Origin of the sequence: Sphingobium fluviale (genome assembly GCF_004122115.1) — a bacterium.
Lineage (GTDB): Bacteria > Pseudomonadota > Alphaproteobacteria > Sphingomonadales > Sphingomonadaceae > Sphingobium > Sphingobium fluviale.
The window spans coordinates 324,347-343,600 of the sequence record NZ_SBKP01000001.1 but is presented as its reverse complement, the minus strand read 5'-3'; the positions used below and the strand labels follow the sequence as shown (position 1 = coordinate 343,600).

Annotated in this window: 17 protein-coding genes; 8 read left to right on the top strand and 9 right to left on the bottom strand. The window is 63.0% G+C overall.

Annotation, left to right across the window (positions count from 1 at the left end):
• Positions 1 to 48: 48 nt before the first annotated feature.
• A complete protein-coding gene (locus EQG66_RS01810; RefSeq protein ID WP_245987775.1) occupies positions 49 to 1,440 on the top strand; it encodes an OprO/OprP family phosphate-selective porin in 1,392 nt (463 codons plus the stop codon).
• A 138-nt stretch (positions 1,441 to 1,578) separates the two neighbouring features.
• Here EQG66_RS01810 and phoB read toward each other — a convergent pair whose 3' ends face one another.
• From phoB to EQG66_RS01775, 7 genes are all read right to left on the bottom strand, one after another.
• Positions 1,579 to 2,277, bottom strand: a complete 699-nt coding sequence (phoB, locus tag EQG66_RS01805; protein WP_129402804.1) for a phosphate regulon transcriptional regulator PhoB — start codon at positions 2,275 to 2,277, stop codon at positions 1,579 to 1,581.
• A gap of 13 nt (positions 2,278 to 2,290) precedes the next feature.
• Positions 2,291 to 2,980 (bottom strand): phosphate signaling complex protein PhoU, encoded by a 690-nt coding sequence (gene phoU / locus EQG66_RS01800; RefSeq protein ID WP_129402803.1) that lies wholly within the window; start codon positions 2,978 to 2,980, stop codon positions 2,291 to 2,293.
• A gap of 28 nt (positions 2,981 to 3,008) precedes the next feature.
• Positions 3,009 to 3,779, bottom strand: a complete 771-nt coding sequence (gene pstB, locus EQG66_RS01795; RefSeq protein WP_129402802.1) for a phosphate ABC transporter ATP-binding protein PstB — start codon at positions 3,777 to 3,779, stop codon at positions 3,009 to 3,011.
• A gap of 7 nt (positions 3,780 to 3,786) precedes the next feature.
• On the bottom strand, positions 3,787 to 5,061 hold the full coding sequence (gene pstA / locus EQG66_RS01790; protein WP_129402801.1) for a phosphate ABC transporter permease PstA: 1,275 nt from the start codon (positions 5,059 to 5,061) through the stop codon (positions 3,787 to 3,789).
• The gene (gene pstC, locus EQG66_RS01785; RefSeq protein WP_129402800.1) at positions 5,058 to 6,467 is read right to left on the bottom strand and encodes a phosphate ABC transporter permease subunit PstC; all 1,410 of its coding nucleotides are present in this window, start codon (positions 6,465 to 6,467) and stop codon (positions 5,058 to 5,060) included. Before pstC ends, pstA begins: the two co-directional genes overlap by 4 nt.
• Before the next feature lie 39 nt (positions 6,468 to 6,506).
• A complete protein-coding gene (locus EQG66_RS01780; RefSeq protein WP_129402799.1) occupies positions 6,507 to 7,568 on the bottom strand; it encodes a substrate-binding domain-containing protein in 1,062 nt (353 codons plus the stop codon).
• Positions 7,569 to 7,659: 91 nt separating this feature from the next.
• Positions 7,660 to 8,952 carry a sensor histidine kinase gene (locus EQG66_RS01775; protein ID WP_129402798.1) on the bottom strand — a complete coding sequence of 431 codons (1,293 nt, stop codon included), beginning with the start codon at positions 8,950 to 8,952 and terminating at the stop codon, positions 7,660 to 7,662.
• A 43-nt stretch (positions 8,953 to 8,995) separates the two neighbouring features.
• Between EQG66_RS01775 and EQG66_RS01770 the strand changes: the two genes are divergently transcribed.
• The 4 genes from EQG66_RS01770 to EQG66_RS01755 are packed head-to-tail and all read left to right on the top strand — an operon-like array spanning position 8,996 to position 11,626.
• Positions 8,996 to 9,472, top strand: coding sequence for a hypothetical protein (locus EQG66_RS01770; protein ID WP_245987773.1), 477 nt, complete (start codon positions 8,996 to 8,998; stop codon positions 9,470 to 9,472).
• 5 nt (positions 9,473 to 9,477) lie between these two features.
• A complete protein-coding gene (locus tag EQG66_RS01765; RefSeq protein WP_129402797.1) occupies positions 9,478 to 9,783 on the top strand; it encodes an HPr-rel-A system PqqD family peptide chaperone in 306 nt (101 codons plus the stop codon).
• On the top strand, positions 9,768 to 10,634 hold the full coding sequence (locus EQG66_RS01760; RefSeq protein ID WP_129402796.1) for an HprK-related kinase A: 867 nt from the start codon (positions 9,768 to 9,770) through the stop codon (positions 10,632 to 10,634). Before EQG66_RS01765 ends, EQG66_RS01760 begins: the two co-directional genes overlap by 16 nt.
• Positions 10,631 to 11,626 carry a nucleotidyltransferase domain-containing protein gene (locus tag EQG66_RS01755; protein WP_129402795.1) on the top strand — a complete coding sequence of 332 codons (996 nt, stop codon included), beginning with the start codon at positions 10,631 to 10,633 and terminating at the stop codon, positions 11,624 to 11,626. The genes EQG66_RS01760 and EQG66_RS01755 overlap by 4 nt, the downstream gene beginning before the upstream one ends.
• A gap of 140 nt (positions 11,627 to 11,766) precedes the next feature.
• On the opposite strand, the gene EQG66_RS01750 is transcribed toward EQG66_RS01755, so the two are convergent.
• Positions 11,767 to 12,432: an HAD family hydrolase gene (locus tag EQG66_RS01750; RefSeq protein WP_129402794.1), complete on the bottom strand. Its 666-nt coding sequence runs from the start codon at positions 12,430 to 12,432 to the stop codon at positions 11,767 to 11,769.
• A gap of 150 nt (positions 12,433 to 12,582) precedes the next feature.
• Here EQG66_RS01750 and glmU point away from each other — a divergent pair, with 150 nt between their 5' ends.
• From glmU to glmS, 3 genes are read left to right on the top strand one after another with little or no spacing between them, the layout of a single operon-like run.
• Positions 12,583 to 13,878 carry a bifunctional UDP-N-acetylglucosamine diphosphorylase/glucosamine-1-phosphate N-acetyltransferase GlmU gene (glmU, locus tag EQG66_RS01745; RefSeq protein ID WP_245987797.1) on the top strand — a complete coding sequence of 432 codons (1,296 nt, stop codon included), beginning with the start codon at positions 12,583 to 12,585 and terminating at the stop codon, positions 13,876 to 13,878.
• A gap of 32 nt (positions 13,879 to 13,910) precedes the next feature.
• Entirely contained in the window at positions 13,911 to 14,741 is an 831-nt protein-coding gene (locus EQG66_RS01740) for an AIM24 family protein (protein WP_129402942.1), read from the top strand.
• Positions 14,742 to 14,776: 35 nt separating this feature from the next.
• Entirely contained in the window at positions 14,777 to 16,600 is a 1,824-nt protein-coding gene (gene glmS, locus EQG66_RS01735; protein WP_129402793.1) for a glutamine--fructose-6-phosphate transaminase (isomerizing), read from the top strand.
• A gap of 186 nt (positions 16,601 to 16,786) precedes the next feature.
• On the opposite strand, the gene EQG66_RS01730 is transcribed toward glmS, so the two are convergent.
• The gene (locus EQG66_RS01730) at positions 16,787 to 19,198 is read right to left on the bottom strand and encodes a TonB-dependent receptor (protein WP_129402792.1); all 2,412 of its coding nucleotides are present in this window, start codon (positions 19,196 to 19,198) and stop codon (positions 16,787 to 16,789) included.
• Positions 19,199 to 19,254 lie beyond the last annotated feature (56 nt).

Below are 19,254 nucleotides of genomic sequence, written 5' to 3'. Positions count from 1 at the left end.
ACATAACCGTCATAGCGGCGTCACAGAAGTTTCATGATGGAGAAATAAATGACGCCTCATCTCATGCTGCGCGCGGCGCTTCTCGCCGGTTGCGCAGTCGTTCCATCCCTCGCTCATGCGCAGGCGCTCAGCGTTCAGGATGCGGCGGCGCTGCGCTCCGAGTTGGAGGCGCTGAAGGCACAGATGCAGGCGTTGCAGGCGCGTCTTGACAAGGCGGAGAGCGGCGCGGCATCGGCCGCCGCCAGTGCGCAAAGCGCCACCACCACCGCGCAGAAGGCGGTCGAACTCGCCAACAAGGCCGGCTCCGCGCCGACAATCAAGTTCAAGGGCGCGCCCGAAATCAGCGATGGCAAAGGCTGGTCTTTCAAGCCGCGCGGGCGCCTCTTGTTCGATGCGGCGGTGGTGGATGCGCCCCGTGGCATCGTGGACCGCGGGCTTGGCTTTTCCAACGAAGTCCGCCGGGCGCGCCTGGGTGTAGAGGGCACGATCCCAGGTGGCTTCGGCTACAAGTTTGAAGCCGACATCGCCACCGGCGACGCAGAGCTTACCGACGCATTTCTGGATTATAAGCGGGGCGGCTTGACCGTTACAGTGGGGCAGCACAACACCTTTCAAGGCTTGGAGGAACTGTCGAGCTCCAACGATACCAGCTTCATTGAGCGAGCGGCCTTTACCGACGCCTTTGGGTTCGAGCGCCGGCTAGGCGTCTCTGCGCAGTATCAGGCAGGGCCGGTACTCGCGCAGGCAGGCCTGTTCACGGACAATGCCGCTGATCTCTCGAACGATGAGAATAACGGCGTTGGCGGCGACCTGAGGCTTGTCTATGCGCCGATGCTTGGCCATTCCCAGCTACATTTCGGCGTGTCCGGGCACTGGCGCGATCTGGGCGATGCGGTCACGAATGTGCGCTATCGTCAGCGGCCTCTGGTCCATACAACCGATACGCGGTTCATCGACACCAATTCGCTAGGCGGTGCCACCAAGGAGACGGGCTATGGTGCGGAGGCGGCTGTTATCGCCGGTCGCTTTCATGCCGCAGGTGAGGCATTCTGGCAGACAGTGCGCCGCACAGGTGCTGCCGACCCCACCTTCTTCGGCGGTAGCGTTGAAGCGGGTTGGTTTCTGACCGACGACACGCGCAGCTATAAGGGCGGCATGTTCAAAAGCATGAAGGTCAAGCATCCTCTCGGATCGGGTGGTATTGGCGCTGTGCAGGTCAACGCGCGTTACGACAGGCTTGATTTAAGCGACGGTGCGGTCATCGGCGGCGTGCAAGATGGATATATGGCGTCGCTGATCTGGACCCCCGTTGATCATATCCGTTTCATGCTGAACTACGCGCATATGGACTACACCAATGCAACGGTCGTCAATGCGATCAACGGCGACCGCAGCTATGGTGTGGACACGCTTGCAGCGCGGGCGCAGCTCAGCTTCTGATATCAGGTGAGGCGGGGCGGCGAGTGAGCCGCCCTTGCCTAGAGTAGTTGATCTGATCGAGTTAGATCGACTACTCTAATGCTTTGTTTAACCGCGATTTCTGAATCGTCAGATGATGCTATCTGACTGGAAATCGCTCTAATGCGCCGCTTCGGAATCCAGCGCGTAGCCAGCCGAGCGCACGGTGCGGATGATGTCTCTCAGCCCGCCCGCGTTGATCGCCTTGCGCAGGCGGCGGATGTGGACGTCGACCGTGCGCAGCTCGATGTCGCTGTCATGGCCCCACACGCTATCCAACAGCCGCTCGCGCGAGAATACCCAGCCCGGATGCTCCAGAAAATGCTTGAGCAGCCTGTATTCTGTTGGCCCCAAGGGGATCGTCTGGCCGGCGCGGCGCACCTTGTGGCCTACGGTATCCATCTCGATATCGGCAAAGCTGAGCGTCTCGCCCGCCAGCGCCGGGCGCACCCGCCTCAGCACCGCGCCGACCCGCGCCACCAGCTCGCGCGGTGAAAAGGGCTTGGTGACATAATCGTCAGCACCGGTTTCAAGCCCGCGTACCCGGTCTTCCTCCTCACCGCGCGCGGTGAGCATGATGATCGGCACGTTCGCAGTGTTGGGGCTGCGGCGCAGACGACGGCAGACCTCGATGCCCGACAGGCTCTCGACCATCCAGTCGAGCAGAACGATGTCGGGGATGCGCTCCTGCGCCATGATCAGCGCCTCCTCGCCATCCACGGTATGCGAAACCTCAAAATCTTCCTTGCGGAAGTGCCAGGTAACAAGCTCGGCGAGGGCGGCATCATCCTCAACCAGCAACATATGGGCGCGGCTCACAGACGGTCTCCGATCAGCTTTCGATTTTGACGTCCTTGTCGCGTTCCGGCAGATATTCCCCGGTCGCGGCATAATAGACCATCTCCGCCACATTGGTGGCATGGTCGCCGATGCGCTCGATGTTCTTGGCGATGAACAACAGATGCGCACACTCCGAAATGGTCTTCGGGTTTTCGACCATATAGGTCACGAGCGTACGGAAAATGCTGTTGTAGAAGCTGTCGACAACACTATCGCGCGCTATCACCGCCTCCGCCAACAGGGCGTCACGCGCCGAGAAGGCATTGAGCGCATCGCCCACCATCTCACTCGCGACCTGGGCCATCGAGGGCAGCAGCGAGATCGGCTCGATCGTGCGATGATCGCCGATCTTGGGCACGCGCTTGGCGATGTTCTTGGCATAGTCGCCGATGCGCTCGACCACGCCGACAATCTTCAGCGCCGCGATCACCTCGCGCAGATCGTCCGCCAGCGGCGCGCGCAGGGCGATGATCTGCACCACCAGCCGCTCGACTTCAGACTCCAGCGCGTCGATCCGCTCATCACCGAGCACCACGGCCTTGGCTTTCTTGAGGTCTTGCTCGACAAGGGCGGTCATCGCCTCGTCTATCGCGGTTTCCACGCGCCCGCCCATCTCGGCGATCAGGCCGCGCAGGCGGTTAATGTCTTCGTCAAAGGCTTTGACAGTATGCTGTTCGGCCATCGTTCACTCCTCCAGCATGATAACAGGGTCAGCCATAGCGGCCGGTAATATAATCCTTGGTGCGATCTTCGCGCGGATTGGTGAATATTTCGGAAGTCGAGCCATATTCTACCAGCGTGCCTAAGTGGAAAAAGGCGGTGCGTTGAGACACGCGTGCGGCCTGCTGCATATTGTGGGTCACGATCACGATAGCATAGCGGCCGCGCAGCTCGTGGATCAGCTCCTCTATCTTGGCGGTGGCAATGGGATCGAGCGCGGAACATGGCTCGTCCATCAGGATGACCTCCGGCTCCACTGCAATTGCGCGGCCGATGCACAGGCGCTGCTGTTGCCCGCCCGACAGTGCGGTGCCGCTGTCCTTGAGGCGATCCTTCACCTCGTCCCACAGCCCAGCGCGGCGCAGCGAGGATTCGACGATCACGTCAAGGTCCGCCTTCGCGCTCGCCAGCCCGTGGATTCGCGGGCCATAGGCGATATTGTCATAGATCGACTTGGGGAACGGATTGGGTTTCTGAAACACCATGCCGACGCGCGCGCGGAGCTGAACCACGTCCATGCCAGAGGAATAGATATTCTCGCCATCCAGCGTAATCTCGCCCTCCACCCGCGCACTGGCGACCGTGTCGTTCATGCGGTTGAGGGTGCGCAGGAACGTCGATTTGCCACAGCCAGACGGGCCGATGAACGCGGTCACATTATCGGTATCGACATCGATCGACACGTTCTGGATCGCCTGTTTCTCGCCATAAAAGACGTTGACGTTGCGGGCGCTCATCTTGGGTGTGGAGGATTGGGGCATAAGCGCGTTACCAACGTCTTTCGAATTTGTTGCGGAGGTAGATGGCGATGCTGTTCATGCTGAGCAGGAACAGCAGCAACACGATGATCGCGGCGGAGGTCTTTTCGACAAAGCCCTTGCTGACTTCGTCTGACCACAGGAAAATCTGCACCGGCAGCACGGTGGCCGGGTCGGTGATGCCGCCGGGCGGGCTGGCGATGAAGGCGCGCATGCCGATCATCAGCAGCGGCGCAGTCTCTCCCAGCGCGCGGGCCATGCCGATGATCGTGCCGGTCATGATGCCCGGCAGCGCAAGCGGCAGCACATGGTGGAACACCACCTGAATGGGGGACGCGCCGATGCCAAGCGCGGCGTCGCGGATGGAAGGCGGCACCGCCTTGATCGCGTTGCGCCCGGCGATGACGATGACGGGCATCGTCATCAGCGCCAGCGTCATGCCGCCGACCAGCGCGGCAGAGCGCGGCAGGTGCATGACATTGAGGAACACGGCGAGGCCCAACAGGCCAAAGATGATAGAAGGCACTGCCGCCAGATTGTTGATCGACACCTCGATCATGTCCGTCCAGCGGTTGCGCGGCGCATATTCTTCCAGATAAAGCGCGGCCAGCACACCTACCGGAAAGCTCAGCAGCAGCGTGACCGCCATCGTCAGCAACGAGCCTTTGAATGCACCCCAGATGCCTACCTGCGTCGGGTCCGTAGCGTCGCTGGAGGTGAGGAAATCCCAGTTGACGGCGCGCGTTGCAATCCCCGCCTTGTCGAGCCGCGCATAGGCCGCCTCTGCCTCTGGCGAGCCATCGGATTTTGCGGCGATATCAAGATCGTCAGACGCGGGAAGAGACAGCGTCACGCTTTTTTGCAGCAGCGAAGGGTCCGCCTTCACCGCATCCCGCATGACAAGCCACGCGCCCGGCGCGATCCATACGCCATCCTGGCCCAGCGCGCCGGTTGCCGCCTGATCGGTCAACGCCTGCCAGTTGACGCTGGCAAGCACCGCATCGGCGCCTTCGCCCCTCAGGGTGGCCGGGTCGATCACGATCGGCGCCTTGGGAAAATCGACGCGCACAGCCAGTTCGGTGCGGGTAAAGCCCGATGCCCCCTCGTGCAGCATGGAAATTAGCAGGAACGCCAGAAATCCGGCAGACATCAGGATCGCGGTAAGGCCGATCATGCGAAACCGGCGCTCCGAGGAATAGCGCGCGGCGATCCGCTTTTGCATATCCGCGCCCTTCCAGTCAGTGGGGGCGCGGCGACGCTCGGTGGAGGGAATGGGCGCGTTCATTCGTAGGCCTCGCGATAGCGCTTCACCACATGCAGCGCGACGATGTTGAGCAGCAGCGTGACCACGAACAGCACCAGGCCGAGTGCAAAGGCAGCAAGCGTCTTGGCGCTCTCGAATTCCTGATCGCCAGTCAGCAATTGCACGATCTGGGTCGTCACCGTTGTCACGCTGGCGAACGGATTGAGCGTGAGGTTGGCGGCAAGCCCGGCAGCCATGACGACGATCATCGTCTCGCCGATCGCGCGGCTGACCGCGAGCAACACGCCGCCTACCACGCCGGGCAATGCAGCGGGAATGAGCACCTGTTTGATGGTTTCACTGGTGGTTGCGCCCATGGCGAGGCTGCCGTCGCGCATGGATTGCGGCACACTGTTAATGCTGTCGTCGGCCATAGAGGAAACGAACGGGATAATCATCACGCCCATCACGAGGCCCGCCGCAAGCGCGCTTTCCGACGAGGCGTTGCTGATGCCTACCCATGCCGCGAAATCCCGCAGATTGGGCGCAATCGTCAGAGCTGCGAAATAGCCGTAAACCACGGTGGGCACCCCGGCGAGCACCTCCAGCATCGGTTTCAGCCATGCACGTGCGGCGGGGCGGGCATATTGGGTGAGGTAGATCGCGCTCATCAGCCCCAGTGGAATGGCTACGAACATCGCAATGATCGCGCCGATGAAAATCGTGCCCCAGAACAGCGGCACCGCGCCGAATGCGTCCTCGTTGCCATAGCCCATCGCGGCGGATTGCGGCGACCATTTGAGGCCGAACAGAAAATCGAACGGATTGACCATCGCGAAGAAACGCAGCGATTCCCACAGCAACGAGCCGACGATGCCGACTGTGGTGACGATCGCGATCAGCGAGGCGACTAGCAGCGCAGACATCACCACCCGCTCCACCTTGGTGCGCGCGCGGAAATCTGGCCGGATACGGGTGAAGGCAAAGGCGCCGCCCGCAAAAGCCAGCATCAAGGCGGCGAGCGCACCCCCTAGCGAGTAAAAGCGGTGGGCGGAGCGGTATGGCTCAATCAAGGCGTTGGCTCTTGGGTCAAACGCCGCCTGCGCATTGCCCAGCGCGACATTGCGCGCCTCGGTGAGGATGGCCGAGCGGCTCATGGCATCGATCGGCAGCGCGGCCGCCGCCGAATCCTGCAACGCCCGCTCGGTTACGAGGCCGGGCATCACATTGGCCCAAATCACGAGAAACAGCAGGGCAGGGGCCAGTACCCACAAGGCGGCATACCAGCCATGATAGACCGGGAGCGAGTGGAGCAACGGCCTGCCGCTGCGGTTGCGACTGGCTCCGCCCGAAGGCGCGGGGGCCAGCCGCACGGCTTTCGCACGTGCGGACAGCCAGGCGACCAGCCCCAGCCCCAATATCAGCGTAACAATTGCAACCCCGTTCACGTCGCCCGATTCCTTCCGGCCTGTTTGGCCCGGCTCTTATTATTTCAGGTCAGCGCCGTCCATCACTGTCAGCGATGTAGCGACCTCTGCATTTTTGGCACGCGTCTCTTCCGTTGCGGCGACCATGCCCCGCTTGGTGAGATAGCCACCGGGCGCCCATGCCTTGGGGAATTCAGCCACAAACTGCTGAAGGCCCGGAATGGCCTGCATGTGCGCCTTCTTCACATAAATGTAGAGCGGACGCGCGCCGGGATATTTACCGCTCGCAACATTGTCATATGTGGCTTCGACTCCGTTCAGCGGAATATCCTTCAGCGTGGCGCGGTTTTCTTCCAAAAAGCTGTAGCCGAAGATGCCGACGCTGTTGGGGTTTGCGCCCAGCTTGGAAACGATCAGATTGTCGTTCTCGCCAGAGTCGATATATTTGCCGTCTTCACGGACGCGCGTGCAGGTTTCCTTATACGCCTTCTCGTCCTTTTCCTTCAGCTCCTTCATCGCCGGATCGCTCTGGCAGCCCTTTTCGAGGATCAGCTCAGAGAGCGAGTCGCGCGTGCCGGAGGTGGAGGGCGGGCCGAAGACCGAAATAGCGACCTTGGGCAGGCTTGGGTCAACATCGGCCCAGGTCTGTGCCTTGTTCTCGCCCTTGCCGAACGGATTGGCCGCCAGCGCCTTGTATACCAGCTCAGGCGTCAGCTTGAAGCCGGGGCCCTTGTTCGATTCGGCAAAGGCGAGGCCATCGACACCGATCTGGATCTCGATGATTTCCTTCACGCCATTGGCCAGGCAGCTCTCATACTCGCTCTTTTTCATGCGGCGCGAGGCGTTCTCGATATCGGGGTGCTGCGGGCCAACCCCTGCGCAAAACAGCTTCATGCCCGCGCCAGTGCCGGTCGATTCGATGATGGGAGACTTCATGCCGGCGTTGTTCTGGACAAACTGCTCGGCAACGGCGGTGGCGAAGGGATAGACGGTGGATGAACCGACCGCGCGAATCTGGTCGCGCGCGCTGCCGCCGCCGCTGGTGCCGGCCTGATCCCCGCACCCGGCCAGCATCGTGGCGCAGGCGAGGGCGGAAATGGCGTACAGTGCTCTTTTGCTCATGATAATCTCCTCAAAAAGCCGTTGGGCCATGTCCGATTCATGGGGCCATAGCGGCGCGTGAAGCATCCATTGTGACGGTTCGATTACAGTTTTATGACAGTGGAGCCGATGCGTCGATTTCATGAGTGACTTCGGTCGCTTCGGTCTTCTTCTCGGCCTGGGGCAACAGCACCGAAACCGTGGTGCCCTTGCCCATGCTGCTCTTGATGTCGAGCCTGCCGCGATGCCGCTCGACAATATGTTTCACGATGGCGAGCCCCAGGCCGGTGCCGCCCAAAGCCCGGCTGCGCCCCGAATCGACCCGATAGAAGCGCTCTGTGAGGCGGGGCAGATGATCAGGCGGGATGCCTTCGCCCTCGTCGCTCACTTCCAGCCTAATCATCGCGGAATCTACTGCGCGCACCTGAACGGTGATGGGCGAGCCGGGGCGGCCATATTTGGCGCTGTTGCTCACGAGGTTGTGCAGCAGCTGGCCGATCTGGAGCCTGTCCCCCTGTACTGGCGGGAGATCGTCGCCAAGCGCGGAAACGATGTCGCCGCCGCGTTCGCCAAGGTTTTGGCGCGATACCGCCAGCACTTCTGCAATCAGCTCTGGCATCGCGATCAGCTCTGTCGGCAGGCGGTGCTTGTCCGCCTCGATGCGCGAGAGCGACATCAGGTCGTCGACCAGCTGGCGCATCCGCCGCGCCTCGCTTTCGAGGATAGAGAGAAAGCGCCCGCGTGTTTGCGCGTCTCCTCCGGCATGTGGATCCTGCAGGGTTTCGATAAAGCCCAGAATTGCGGCCAGCGGCGTGCGCAGCTCGTGGCTGGCATTGGCGACAAAATCGCCGCGCGCACGCTCTGCGGCGTGCATATCCGTCTCGTCTTCCAGATAGACGAAGAGGCGCTGCTGCTCCGTATCGCGGCCCAGCGGGATGATCCGCATCGCCCACCGCTGCGCGCGCGTGCCCAGACCGATAATGTCGATCTTCACCGGCGCATCCATTGGCTCGGCGCTGGTCAGGCGCTCGGCGGCGGCAGGGTGCCGAATCGCGATGCGCACATCCTCGCCCAAAATATGCTGCCCCAGCAGCTTGAGCGCGGGGGCATTGGCCGTCATCACCCGCCCTCCAGCGATCACCAGCACTGGCGCGTTCAATCCGTGAACAATCTGTCGGAAGGCGGGCAGATCGAGATAGTCGTCAGACTCTGTGTCTGGAGCCTGAAGCGCAGGCGGAGGCAGCCGCTCATCCTCCTGATGGAGCATCAGAAACGTCAGCACCAGTGCGGTGGCGATCAAGATGGCGACAACATCAAGCCCCGCGCCGACCATCAGCATCGCACCAACCGAGACGGCAATCACCGTCAGCGCGGTGGATAGTTGAAGGCTCTTACCCGGAATCATTATCTGCACTCTGGATTAATCTCACAAAAATTGCGATGGAATGATGACAGTTTTTGAAGGGGCGGGTGGCACGGATATGGACGAACGAAACCCAAGCAGCTCCCATGCCTGCCCATCGGTTGACGGGCAGGAGGCTTCGGACGCGGCCAACAAGGGCGTCGGCAGGCGTCGGCTTCTGCTCGGCGGCGGACTTGCGGCGGCCTCTGCGGTTGTTTCCATCCGGCCCGCGCTGGCGCAAACAGCGGCCTCTGTGCTCCATTGCCAGATCCCGGTCCCCGATCCTTCACGCTCCGGCCAGGCCATCGCGGCCGATGGCTCGCTGGTTCCCGCTGGCACGCAGGGCGCCTTTCCGGCCAGCGGGCGGCCCTTCACCGGCGAGGAGGTGAAGGCGGCGCTGCGGGGGCGCACCCTGCCGGGCACCACCTATGAGCAGAGCCGCGCCTATCTCAACTATATCCGCCGCCTGCAAAGCGGCACCAGCGGCTTTACCTGCTACGCCTCTTTGCAGATGCCCCGCTGAGCCTCATGAAAGCGGGCGAAGCGCGGGCCTATGTGCGGTGCGCTGATGATGAGAGCATCTGGCGGGAGCTGGACGGGCTGAACCTTGTCTTTCATCGTCCCTCCGGCCTTACCCACATGCTCACTTCGCCCTTGCCCGAAATATGCGCGGCGCTGGATAATCAGCCGGTAACGGCGGCGACGTTGCTGGAGCGCCTGTCTGCGCGCTTTGACCTTGGCGAGGAGGGGGATGCACTGGCGGCGCTGGAGGCGCATCTTGCTGAACTGGCCGCGCTGGGCCTGATCGGAAGCCAGCCTTGCGCCATAGCCTGACCCTCGCCATCGGCCCGGCCACGTTTCGCATCGGCTCGGCATGGGAACAGCCGATTGCGCAGTTGCGCGCGCTCTATGCCGCCTATCCGCAAGACGCCGCCGCTATAGCCGATTATGCCGTGCGGCTGGAGCCTGCCGGGCCACTGCGGCGTTGGTGGCGGCCCTCGGTGCGGATCGCGGGGGACCATATGCTGCCCGATGCCGCGCCGATGGCGCTGCGGCATGGCCTGCTCGCCGCCGAAATGGGGATGAACCTGCAAATGGCGCTGGGGTGGCGGCGGCATCTGCTGATCCACGCCAGCAGCGTCGAAAAGGGCGGCCGCGCGCTGGTGATGACGGGCGAGTCCGGATCGGGCAAGTCCACGCTGGCGGCGCTGCTGGGTGAGCGCGGCTGGCGCTTCATGGGCGATGAGTTCGCACTTCTGGATCTTGCGGACGGGCGCGTACACCCTTTTCCGCGCCTCGTGTCGCTCAAGAACGCCGCGATTGGCGTGATGCGCGCCGAGGTGAACGACGCCACCCGCTTTGGCCCGATGATGCGCGAGACGCCGAAGGGCGATATCGTTCACCTCATCCCGCCTCAGGATTCGATTGCGCGGATGCGCGAACCCGCCCGCCCGGCGTTGTTGCTTTTCCCGCGCTATGGCTTCGCGCGCGATGTGCGGCCGGTGGGGCAGGGCGAGGCGTTTATGCGCCTGACGCAGGCGTCCACCAACTATGTCGCGCTGGGCGAGGCAGGATTTGACGCGCTGCATCGTTTCGTGACCGGTGTTCCGGCGCTGGCCGTGGACTATGAGAGCGGCGCGGCGGCGCTGGACATCATCGACGCGTTGTGGGGTGAGGTAGCATGAGCGCGGCGGCGCTGGTTCAGTTGATGCGCACACCGGAATCCGCCGCTGCATTGCGCGCGGATCAGTGGAACGGCATCCTTTCTGCCGCGCGTGCAGAGCGGCTGCTCGGTACGCTGGCGGCGCTGCTGGAGTATGTGGCGGTGCCCGATGCGGTGCGGGCAATCCTTGCCGATGCGCGCCGCGATGCCGAGCGGGAACAACGCATCGCCCTGTGGGAGGCGAACCGCGCGGTGGAAGCCCTCGCGCCGCTAGGGCTGGAGCCGATATTGCTGAAAGGCGCGGCCTATGCGGCGGCGGGTCTGAACGCAGCGCGAGGGCGCATGATCGGGGACCTCGATATCCTCGTGCCGCGAGATCGGCTGGAGGAGGCTGAGGGCGCGCTGCTGGCCGCAGGATGGGAGTGGGTGAAGCCGGACCCCTATGACGACGCCTATTACCGCCGCTGGATGCACGAGCTGCCGCCGCTTATCCACCGCGAGCGGGACCGGATGATCGACGTCCATCACACGATCCTTCCCCTCACTGCGCGGCCCCGGCCAGACGCAGCGGCGCTGATCGCGCAGAGTGTGGAGATTGGCGGGGGGCTGCGTGTGCTGTCGCCAGCGGACAGGATAATCCATGCGGTCGCGCATATGCTGGCCGATGGAGATTTATCCGGCGGTCTAAGAAACCTATGGGATATTAAATGCTTGTTTGCAGAAATTGAGGATAAATCTGAATTAGAGCGTCGGGCCGCGCGCCATGGCCTGACTGCGCATCTCGCCCGCGCGCGGCGACTGGCCGATCATGTTTATGGGCAGGGCGAAACGCGCGTCACTTTGGCCGACCGCGTGTTCCTCCGCCGCCTGCTATCCCGTGACGCGTGGGGGCGAGACAGCCGCAAATGGCTGGGCCTTGCCTTCTATATCCGCTCGCACCTGTTGCGTATGCCGCCGCTGATGCTGATCCGGCATTTGTGGACGAAATGGCGCAAGGGCCATCGGCCGGTTTAGCCCCAACGTCATCCCGGACTTGATCCGGGATCCCGCTTCTGTAGTCGGGGCTTCGATTTTGGATCCCGGATAGCGCGATTTTCTGACCAAATCCCAATGGATTTGGAGAAAATCGGCTTCCGGGATGACGGTGCGGGAATCTAACGCTCCCATCCCTCCAGCAGCGTCACCAGATCCTCGAACCGATGCAAAATCGCGTCCGCGCCCAGTTCGTGGCTCACATCCACAAAGCCAAAGCTCACCGCAACGCTCGCCAGCCCGGCATTTTTCGCGCCGTCTATGTCGTTCGATGTATCGCCCAGAAACACACAGCGCCCGCCGCCCGCGCGCCGCACCATCTCGTGCAGCGGCTCCGCATGCGGCTTGGCCTTGCCGACGGTATCGCCGCCGATGATCGCATCGAAATGCGGCTCCAGCTCCAGCGCCCTCAACAGCGGCAGCGTGAACCGCTCGAACTTGTTGGTGCAGATGGCGAGCCTGATCCCGCGCCCGCGCAGCTCCGCCATAGCCTCTGCCGCGCCGGGATAGAGCCGGGTATGGTCATGGAGATGCTCCTGATACCACGCCATGAGCACGGGCGTCAGTTCGTCCAGCAGCTCTGGCGTATAATCGCCCGAAGCCTTCAATGCGCGCTCCAGCATCACGCGCGTACCCTTGCCGACGAAGCGCTTGATCTCGTCTACCTCGTGCAGCGGCAAGCCGACGGTGGAGAGCGTGTGGTTCACGGCGGCGGCCAGATCGAGGCTGCTGTCCACCAAGGTGCCATCAAGGTCAAAGCCAACAATGTCGAAAGGAATTTGTGCCATAGGCGCGCCCATGCCTTCTCGCATGTGGAAAAGGCAAGCCAAACATGGCAGAGGGCATATTTCATACAGGCACGGGACTGAATCGTGAATAGCGCATCGAACGAACGGCCGCTGGCGGTCATCATATTGGCGGCCGGGCAGGGCACGCGGATGAAATCCGGCCTGCACAAGGTGCTGCACACCATTGCCGGGCGGCCGATGCTGATGCACCTCCTTGCCACGGTCGAGGCGCTGGGGGTGGAGCGCAAGGTTGTGGTCGTGGGCGCAGGGCGTGAGCAGGTCGAGGCAGCCGTCGCTGGGCATGGCGTCGATATCGTGGTGCAGGCGCCGCAGCTCGGCACCGGCCATGCCGTCGCGCAGGCGCATGATGCACTGGCCGGCTTTGCGGGCGATGTGCTGATCCTCTATGGCGATGTGCCGCTGGTGCGCGCCGAAACGATGCGCGCGATGATCGAGCGGCTGAACATGGGCGATGCCCCGCGCAGCGTGGTGCTGGGCTTCCGGCCCGATGACGCCGCCGCTTATGGCCGGATCATTGCCGATGCGCAGGGGCTTATTGGCAAGATGGTGGAGTTTAAGGACGCTTGCGCAGAAGAACGCGCGGTGACTTTATGCAACAGCGGGCTGATGGCGGTGCGCGCGACCGATCTGTTCATTTTGCTCGATCAGATCAACAACGATAACGCCGCCGGGGAATATTATCTGCCGGATATCGTGATGCTGCCCGGCAGCCAGAGCGCGGTGATCGAGACGGACGCTGACGAGGTGGCGGGCGTCAACAGCCGGATCGAGCTGGCGGCGGTCGAGGCGCGCTGGCAGGCGCGGCGGCGCGATGAGGCGATGCGCGAAGGCGCCACGCTGATCGCGCCGGAAACGGTGTTTTTCGCGCACGATACCGTGCTGGGGCGTGATGTGGTGGTGGAACCCCATGTCGTGTTCGGGCCGGGCGTGGTGATTGAAGATGGCGTGACGATCCACAGCTTCTCGCATTTGGAGGGCGCGGTGGTGCATATGGGCGCGCAGATCGGCCCTTATGCGCGGCTGCGGCCCGGCGCGGATATCGGCAAGAAGGCGCGGGTGGGCAATTTCGTCGAGATCAAGAAGGCGAGCCTTGGCGAGGGCGCGAAAGCCAATCACCTCTCCTATATCGGCGATGCGTCCGTGGGTGCGGGGGCGAATATCGGCGCGGGCACGATCACCTGCAACTATGACGGCTTCCTCAAATACAAGACCGAGATCGGCGCGGGCGCTTTCATCGGCTCCAACAGCGCATTGGTTGCCCCGGTGAAGATCGGCGACGGCGCGATTATCGGCGCGGGCAGCGTGGTAACGCAGGACGTGGCGGCGGATGCGCTGGCGCTCGTCCGCGCGCCGCAACAGGAGAAACCGGGTTGGGCCGCCAGGTTCCGCCAGATCATGACGGCTCGCAAGGCCACAAAGTCCTAACCCCCAGTCTCATTCGTTTCGAGGAGCATGTGATGCAGAACAGCCCGTGGAGCCATCAACGCAAACCCGGCGTGGCCGACGATATCGACTTCGAGATCAAGGGGCAGGAGCTTCAGTTCCTTGAGGTAGAGCTGGATCCAGGCGAAAGCGCCATATCCGAGGCGGGCGCGATGGTGTGGAAAGACGCGGCCATCACAATGAGCACCGTGTTCGGCGATGGCAGCGGCGGCGCCGACCAGGGCTTCATGGGCAAGCTGCTCGGCGCGGGCAAGAGGCTGGTGACGGGCGAGAGTCTGTTCACCACCGTCTTCACCCATCAGGGGCAAGGCAAGGCGCGCGTCGCCTTTTCGGCGCCCACGCCGGGCGCGATCCTTCCGCTCAAGCTTGATCAATATGGTGGCACGCTGATTTGCCAGAAAGACAGTTTCCTGGCGGCGGCGAAAGGCGTTTCCATCGGCATAGCTTTTCAGCGGCGGGTGATGACCGGCCTGTTCGGCGGCGAGGGCTTCATCATGCAGCAGCTGACCGGCGATGGCTGGGTGTTCGTGCAGATGGGCGGTACGGTGGTGGAGCGGGAGCTGGCGCCCGGCGAGGAAATTCATGTCGATACCGGCTGCCTTGCCGCCTATACCGCCAATGTCGACTTCGATCTGGTCGCGGCGGGTGGCATCAAGTCCATGCTGTTCGGCGGCGAAGGCGTGTTCTTCGCGCGCCTGCGCGGGCCGGGGCATGTCTGGGTTCAGTCGCTTCCCTTCGCGCGGCTTGCCGGGCGGATGCTGGCGGCGGCGGGCAGCCGGGGCGGTCAGAACCGCGGTGAGGGATCGGCGCTCGGCAGCCTGGGCGATCTTATCAGCGGCAACTGAACAAAACGAACACTTGAAATCGAAGGCTTGAGACGATGTGCGGCATTATCGGAATTGTGGGGAAGGAAGATGTCGCGGAGCGGCTGCTGGATGGTCTGAAGCGCCTCGAATATCGCGGATATGACAGCGCGGGCATCGCCACCGTGTTTGACGGCGCGATTGAGCGGCGGCGGGCAGAGGGCAAGCTGGGCAATCTGGCCAGAGAACTGCGCGACGAGCCGCTGCCCGGCACCATCGGCATCGCGCACACCCGCTGGGCGACGCACGGCGCGCCGACGACCGCCAACGCCCATCCCCACGCCACGCGCGAGGTGGCGCTGGTCCACAACGGCATCATCGAGAATTTCAAGCAGCTGCGCGAGGAGCTGATCGCGCGCGGACGGCATTTCGATAGCCAGACGGATACGGAGGTTGTCGCGCATCTGGTGAGCGAGCGGATCGAGCAGGGCGCCTCGCCGGAGGAGGCTGTGCGCGATGTGCTGCCCCGCCTGCATGGTGCCTTCGCGCTCGCCATCCTGTTTCGCGCGCACCCGGATTTGCTCATCGGCGCGCGATTGGGTTCCCCTCTGGTGGTGGGCTATGGCGATGGCGAGACCTATCTGGGCTCCGACGCGCTGGCGCTCGCGCCATTGACGCAGAAAATCGCGTATCTGGAAGAAGGCGACTGGGTGGTCATCACCCGGACAAGCGCGCAGATCTTCGACCGTGACAACAACCCTGTCGAACGCCCCGTCACCGTCTCCGGCGTGTCGGGCGCGATGATCGACAAGGGCAACCACCGCCACTTCATGGCGAAGGAGATTTACGAGCAGCCCGTCGTCGTCGCGCAGACGCTGCGCTCCTATCTGCGGCGCATGGAAAATCAGGTGTCGCTGCCCGATATGGATTTCGACCTGGGGCAGGTGAAGCGCGTGACGATCGTGGCGTGCGGCACGAGCTTTTATGCGGGGTTGGTCGCGAAATATTGGTTCGAGAAGTTCGCGCGCGTACCGGTCGACATCGATGTGGCGAGCGAGTTCCGCTATCGCGACCCGGTGCTGGAGCCGGGCGGGTTGGCGCTGTTCATCAGCCAGTCTGGCGAGACGGCGGATACGCTGGCCGCGCTGCGTCATGCCAAGGCGCAGAGCCAGATCATCGCCGTCGTCGTCAACGTGCCGACCAGCAGCATGGCGCGCGAGGCCGACTTGCTGCTGCCTACCCATGCCGGGCCGGAGATTGGTGTTGCCTCGACCAAGGCGTTCACCTGCCAGTTGGCCGTGCTGGCTGCGCTCGCCGCCAATCTGGCGCGGGCGAACGGCCGGTTGAGCGCGGAAGAAGAAGCTGAAATCGTCTGGCACCTGTCCGAAGCGCCCGCCGCGATGAATCAGGCGCTCTCTCACGATGCGGAGATCGAGGCGATGGCGCATCTGGTCGCGCATGCGCGGGACGTACTCTATCTTGGGCGCGGGCCGGACTATCCGATGGCGCTCGAAGGCGCATTAAAGCTCAAGGAGATCAGCTACATCCATGCCGAGGGCTATGCGGCCGGAGAGATGAAGCATGGCCCGATCGCGCTGATCGATGACAATGTGCCTGTGATCGTCATTGCGCCGTCCGGTCCGCTGTTCGAGAAAACCGTCTCCAACATGCAGGAGGTGCAGGCGCGCGGCGGCAAGGTTGTGCTGATCTCGGACGCGGAAGGCATTGCGCAGGCGGGCGAAGGCTGCATGGCGACGATCGAGATGCCCAAGGTCCACCCCTTGATAGCGCCCCTGGTCTATGCCGTGCCGGTCCAGCTGCTTGCCTATCATGTCGCGGTGGCGAAGGGCACGGATGTCGACCAGCCGCGCAACCTCGCCAAATCCGTGACGGTGGAGTAGCGGGGCCGGCCATCGCCCGGCCCCACACCCGGCTCAGGGGTGCTAGGGCCGATCGACATTCAGATGATGACGTGACGAAAATGGTGGTTTTGCGTGACCCGGAGCGCAGCGTACTACAGGTACGTGAGCACCGGAAGCTCGGAAAATCGCCATTTGCAGGCCGTCAGGGCTGAATGTCGATCGGCCCTAGAAAACGGCCCTCACGGTTGCGCCCCAGGTGCGTGGGTCGCCCGGCAGGCCGGCGATCAGGCCCGTGTTGCCGGGGCCAACGAACAGCTGTTCGAAATAATCCTTCTTGAAGGCGTTGCGCACCCATCCATAGATGTCGAACCCTTCCTCGGTCCGGAAGCCCACGCGGAAGTTCGAGAGCGAATAGCCATCGACCCATGTATAGCGTGAGGGCGTGGGGTTCGAAGAAAAGTTGGAGCGATAGCTGCCGTCATAACCGAGATAGACCTCGCCACTCTTGCCGAGCAGCTGGGCTGGCACATTGCCCTCTGCCCCGAACGAGAACGACCATTTGGATACGCCCGGAAGCCGCTGACCCGAAATGTCGCAGTTCGCCGGGCTGCTGGTTCCGCCGGAAAGCTCTGGCGGGCAGGGAGCGTCAGTGAACTTGCGATAGGTCGCGTCAGTGTAAGCGCCATTGACGAATGCGTTGAAGCGCTCGCTCGGCCGCACCGAGAAGTCCCACTCCAGCCCCTGCGAACGCACCGCCCCCGCATTGGCGAGATAGCCGCGCAGCACACCGAACTGGCCGTTGTTCACGTTGGCCTGATAGTCCTTGATGTCGGTGCGGAAGAGCGAGACGTTGAGGATCGCGCGGCGATCCAAAAACTCCGTCTTCACGCCCAGCTCGTAATGATCCACCGATTCCGGCTTCACGGTAGCCGCGGCCAGGATCGGGTTGTTGGCCGCATCGACAGGCACGCCGTTCTGATTGATGCCGCCAGACTTGAAGGTCTTGGCATAGGTTGCGTAAAGCAGCACGTCGCGGGTGGCCTTATAGCTCGCGGTGAAATCATAGCTGAAGTTCCAGTCGCTGAACTTGGGCGCGATCGTCTGCGGCGTGAAGATGGCAAGTTGCGCGGTTGTGACAGCGCTGGATGGACCGCCGATAACTATCTCCGTGCCCGTGCCGGTGAAGACACGCCGCTGATAAAAGCCGTCCTTCTTGTCATAGTTGAGGCGAACGCCGGGTTGCAATGTGATCTCCGGAGTGACCTTCCAGCTCGCCTGACCGAACAGCGCGAGGCTGGTGTTCTTGAGATACTGGGTGTTGCGGGCGGTCAGGCCATCGAGCACGTTCGAATTATACAGCGCGTTCGTGGGAGCCAGGTTCCACCTGGTTGATGCGCTGCCATGCGCTTCGGTCCCCTGTGTATCGATGCGCTGATGAAAGCCGAACGCCCCGACCACGAAATCCAGCCCGTCGCCGCTATAGTTAAAGCGCAACTCCTGGGTATACTGGTCCTGCTGCGAAGGGTTCTGGGATCGGGTGACGATGGGCAGCCCGGTGAAATCGCGGTCATTCTGCGGCCTCCAATCCCAGAAGCGCCACGCGGTAACGGAGGTGAGCGTGCCCGGCCCGACATCCCAGTTTGCCTTCAGCGATACGCCACCGATCTTGTTGCCCGCCTGAAGTGCGGCATCGAGATCGGTCACGCGAGCGAAGGGGTTGAGGCTGGGAACGGCATAGCCCTGCGCGGCTGCAAGCGCCGCGAACTGGCGGTTGGTGGCGCGCTGGGTTGTGCCGGTGCGCACGAACACAGAGCCGCAGCAGACGGCATCCTGCTCGGAAAAGTCGGCAGCAAGCGTCAGGTTGAACGCCTCGCTGGGCTTGAACAACAGCTGGCCGCGCAGTCCGAGATTGTCCTGGCTCTGAATCCAGCGGTTGGTGGTGACATTATAGATCGTGCCGCGACGGCTGGTAGTAGACAGGGCGACGCGCGCCGCCAGCGTTTCGGTCAGCGGACCGGAGACTGCCGCCTTGGCCTGCTTGAACCCATAATTGCCGAGTGAGATCTCAGCGCGACCCTCGAAATCAAAGGTCGGCTGGCGGGTCGTGATGTTGATGGCGCCTGCGGTCGTGTTCTTGCCATAGAGCGTGCCCTGCGGCCCGCGCAGCACCTCGACCTGTGCGACATCGAGAAAATCGAAGGTCGCGGACGCCACGCGCGAATTATACACATCGTCCACATAAATGCCGACGCCCTGCTCGATGCCATCGTTGGTGAGGCCAAACGGCACGCCGAGGCCGCGAATGTTCACGGCGGTGTTGCGCGGGTTCGATGAGTAGAATTGCAGCGTCGGCGTCAGCTGCTGAAGGCGGCCCACATTGAAGCTGCCGGTGCTGTCGATATGTTCGCCGCCCACGACGGAGATGGCGAGCGGAACATCCTGCGAGGTTTCCTGGCGGCGGCGGGCGGTTACAGTGATAACCTCATCATCGCGCTGGCCGGTGCCGATGGATGTCTGGTCTTCGGGAGCGAATGCGGGATCTTCTGCTGCGGCAGCCGGGGCTTCGGCAGCGAAAGCGGGAGTGGCTATGAGCGTCAGCAATGCCGCGCCTGCGAGAAAATATGAACGGGAGGTCATCGTATGTCCTTTGGATGAGGGTCACGATGCCTCCGGTGGTCCGGTCGGCTTGTGGT

What these genes read in the sequence shown, in the direction of transcription:
- pstA (WP_129402801.1), bottom strand. Translation starts at nt 5,061, where the DNA reads ATGAACGCGCCCATTCCCTCCACCGAGCGTCGCCGCGCCCCCACTGAC.
- EQG66_RS01755 (WP_129402795.1), top strand. Translation starts at nt 10,631, where the DNA reads ATGAGCGCGGCGGCGCTGGTTCAGTTGATGCGCACACCGGAATCCGCC.
- EQG66_RS01810 (WP_245987775.1), top strand. Translation starts at nt 49, where the DNA reads ATGACGCCTCATCTCATGCTGCGCGCGGCGCTTCTCGCCGGTTGCGCA.
- EQG66_RS01780 (WP_129402799.1), bottom strand. Translation starts at nt 7,568, where the DNA reads ATGAGCAAAAGAGCACTGTACGCCATTTCCGCCCTCGCCTGCGCCACG.
- EQG66_RS01775 (WP_129402798.1), bottom strand. Translation starts at nt 8,952, where the DNA reads ATGATTCCGGGTAAGAGCCTTCAACTATCCACCGCGCTGACGGTGATT.
- EQG66_RS01770 (WP_245987773.1), top strand. Translation starts at nt 8,996, where the DNA reads ATGACAGTTTTTGAAGGGGCGGGTGGCACGGATATGGACGAACGAAAC.
- glmS (WP_129402793.1), top strand. Translation starts at nt 14,777, where the DNA reads ATGTGCGGCATTATCGGAATTGTGGGGAAGGAAGATGTCGCGGAGCGG.
- EQG66_RS01740 (WP_129402942.1), top strand. Translation starts at nt 13,911, where the DNA reads ATGCAGAACAGCCCGTGGAGCCATCAACGCAAACCCGGCGTGGCCGAC.
- pstB (WP_129402802.1), bottom strand. Translation starts at nt 3,779, where the DNA reads ATGCCCCAATCCTCCACACCCAAGATGAGCGCCCGCAACGTCAACGTC.
- phoU (WP_129402803.1), bottom strand. Translation starts at nt 2,980, where the DNA reads ATGGCCGAACAGCATACTGTCAAAGCCTTTGACGAAGACATTAACCGC.
- glmU (WP_245987797.1), top strand. Translation starts at nt 12,583, where the DNA reads ATGAAATCCGGCCTGCACAAGGTGCTGCACACCATTGCCGGGCGGCCG.
- EQG66_RS01730 (WP_129402792.1), bottom strand. Translation starts at nt 19,198, where the DNA reads ATGACCTCCCGTTCATATTTTCTCGCAGGCGCGGCATTGCTGACGCTC.
- EQG66_RS01750 (WP_129402794.1), bottom strand. Translation starts at nt 12,432, where the DNA reads ATGGCACAAATTCCTTTCGACATTGTTGGCTTTGACCTTGATGGCACC.
- EQG66_RS01765 (WP_129402797.1), top strand. Translation starts at nt 9,478, where the DNA reads ATGAAAGCGGGCGAAGCGCGGGCCTATGTGCGGTGCGCTGATGATGAG.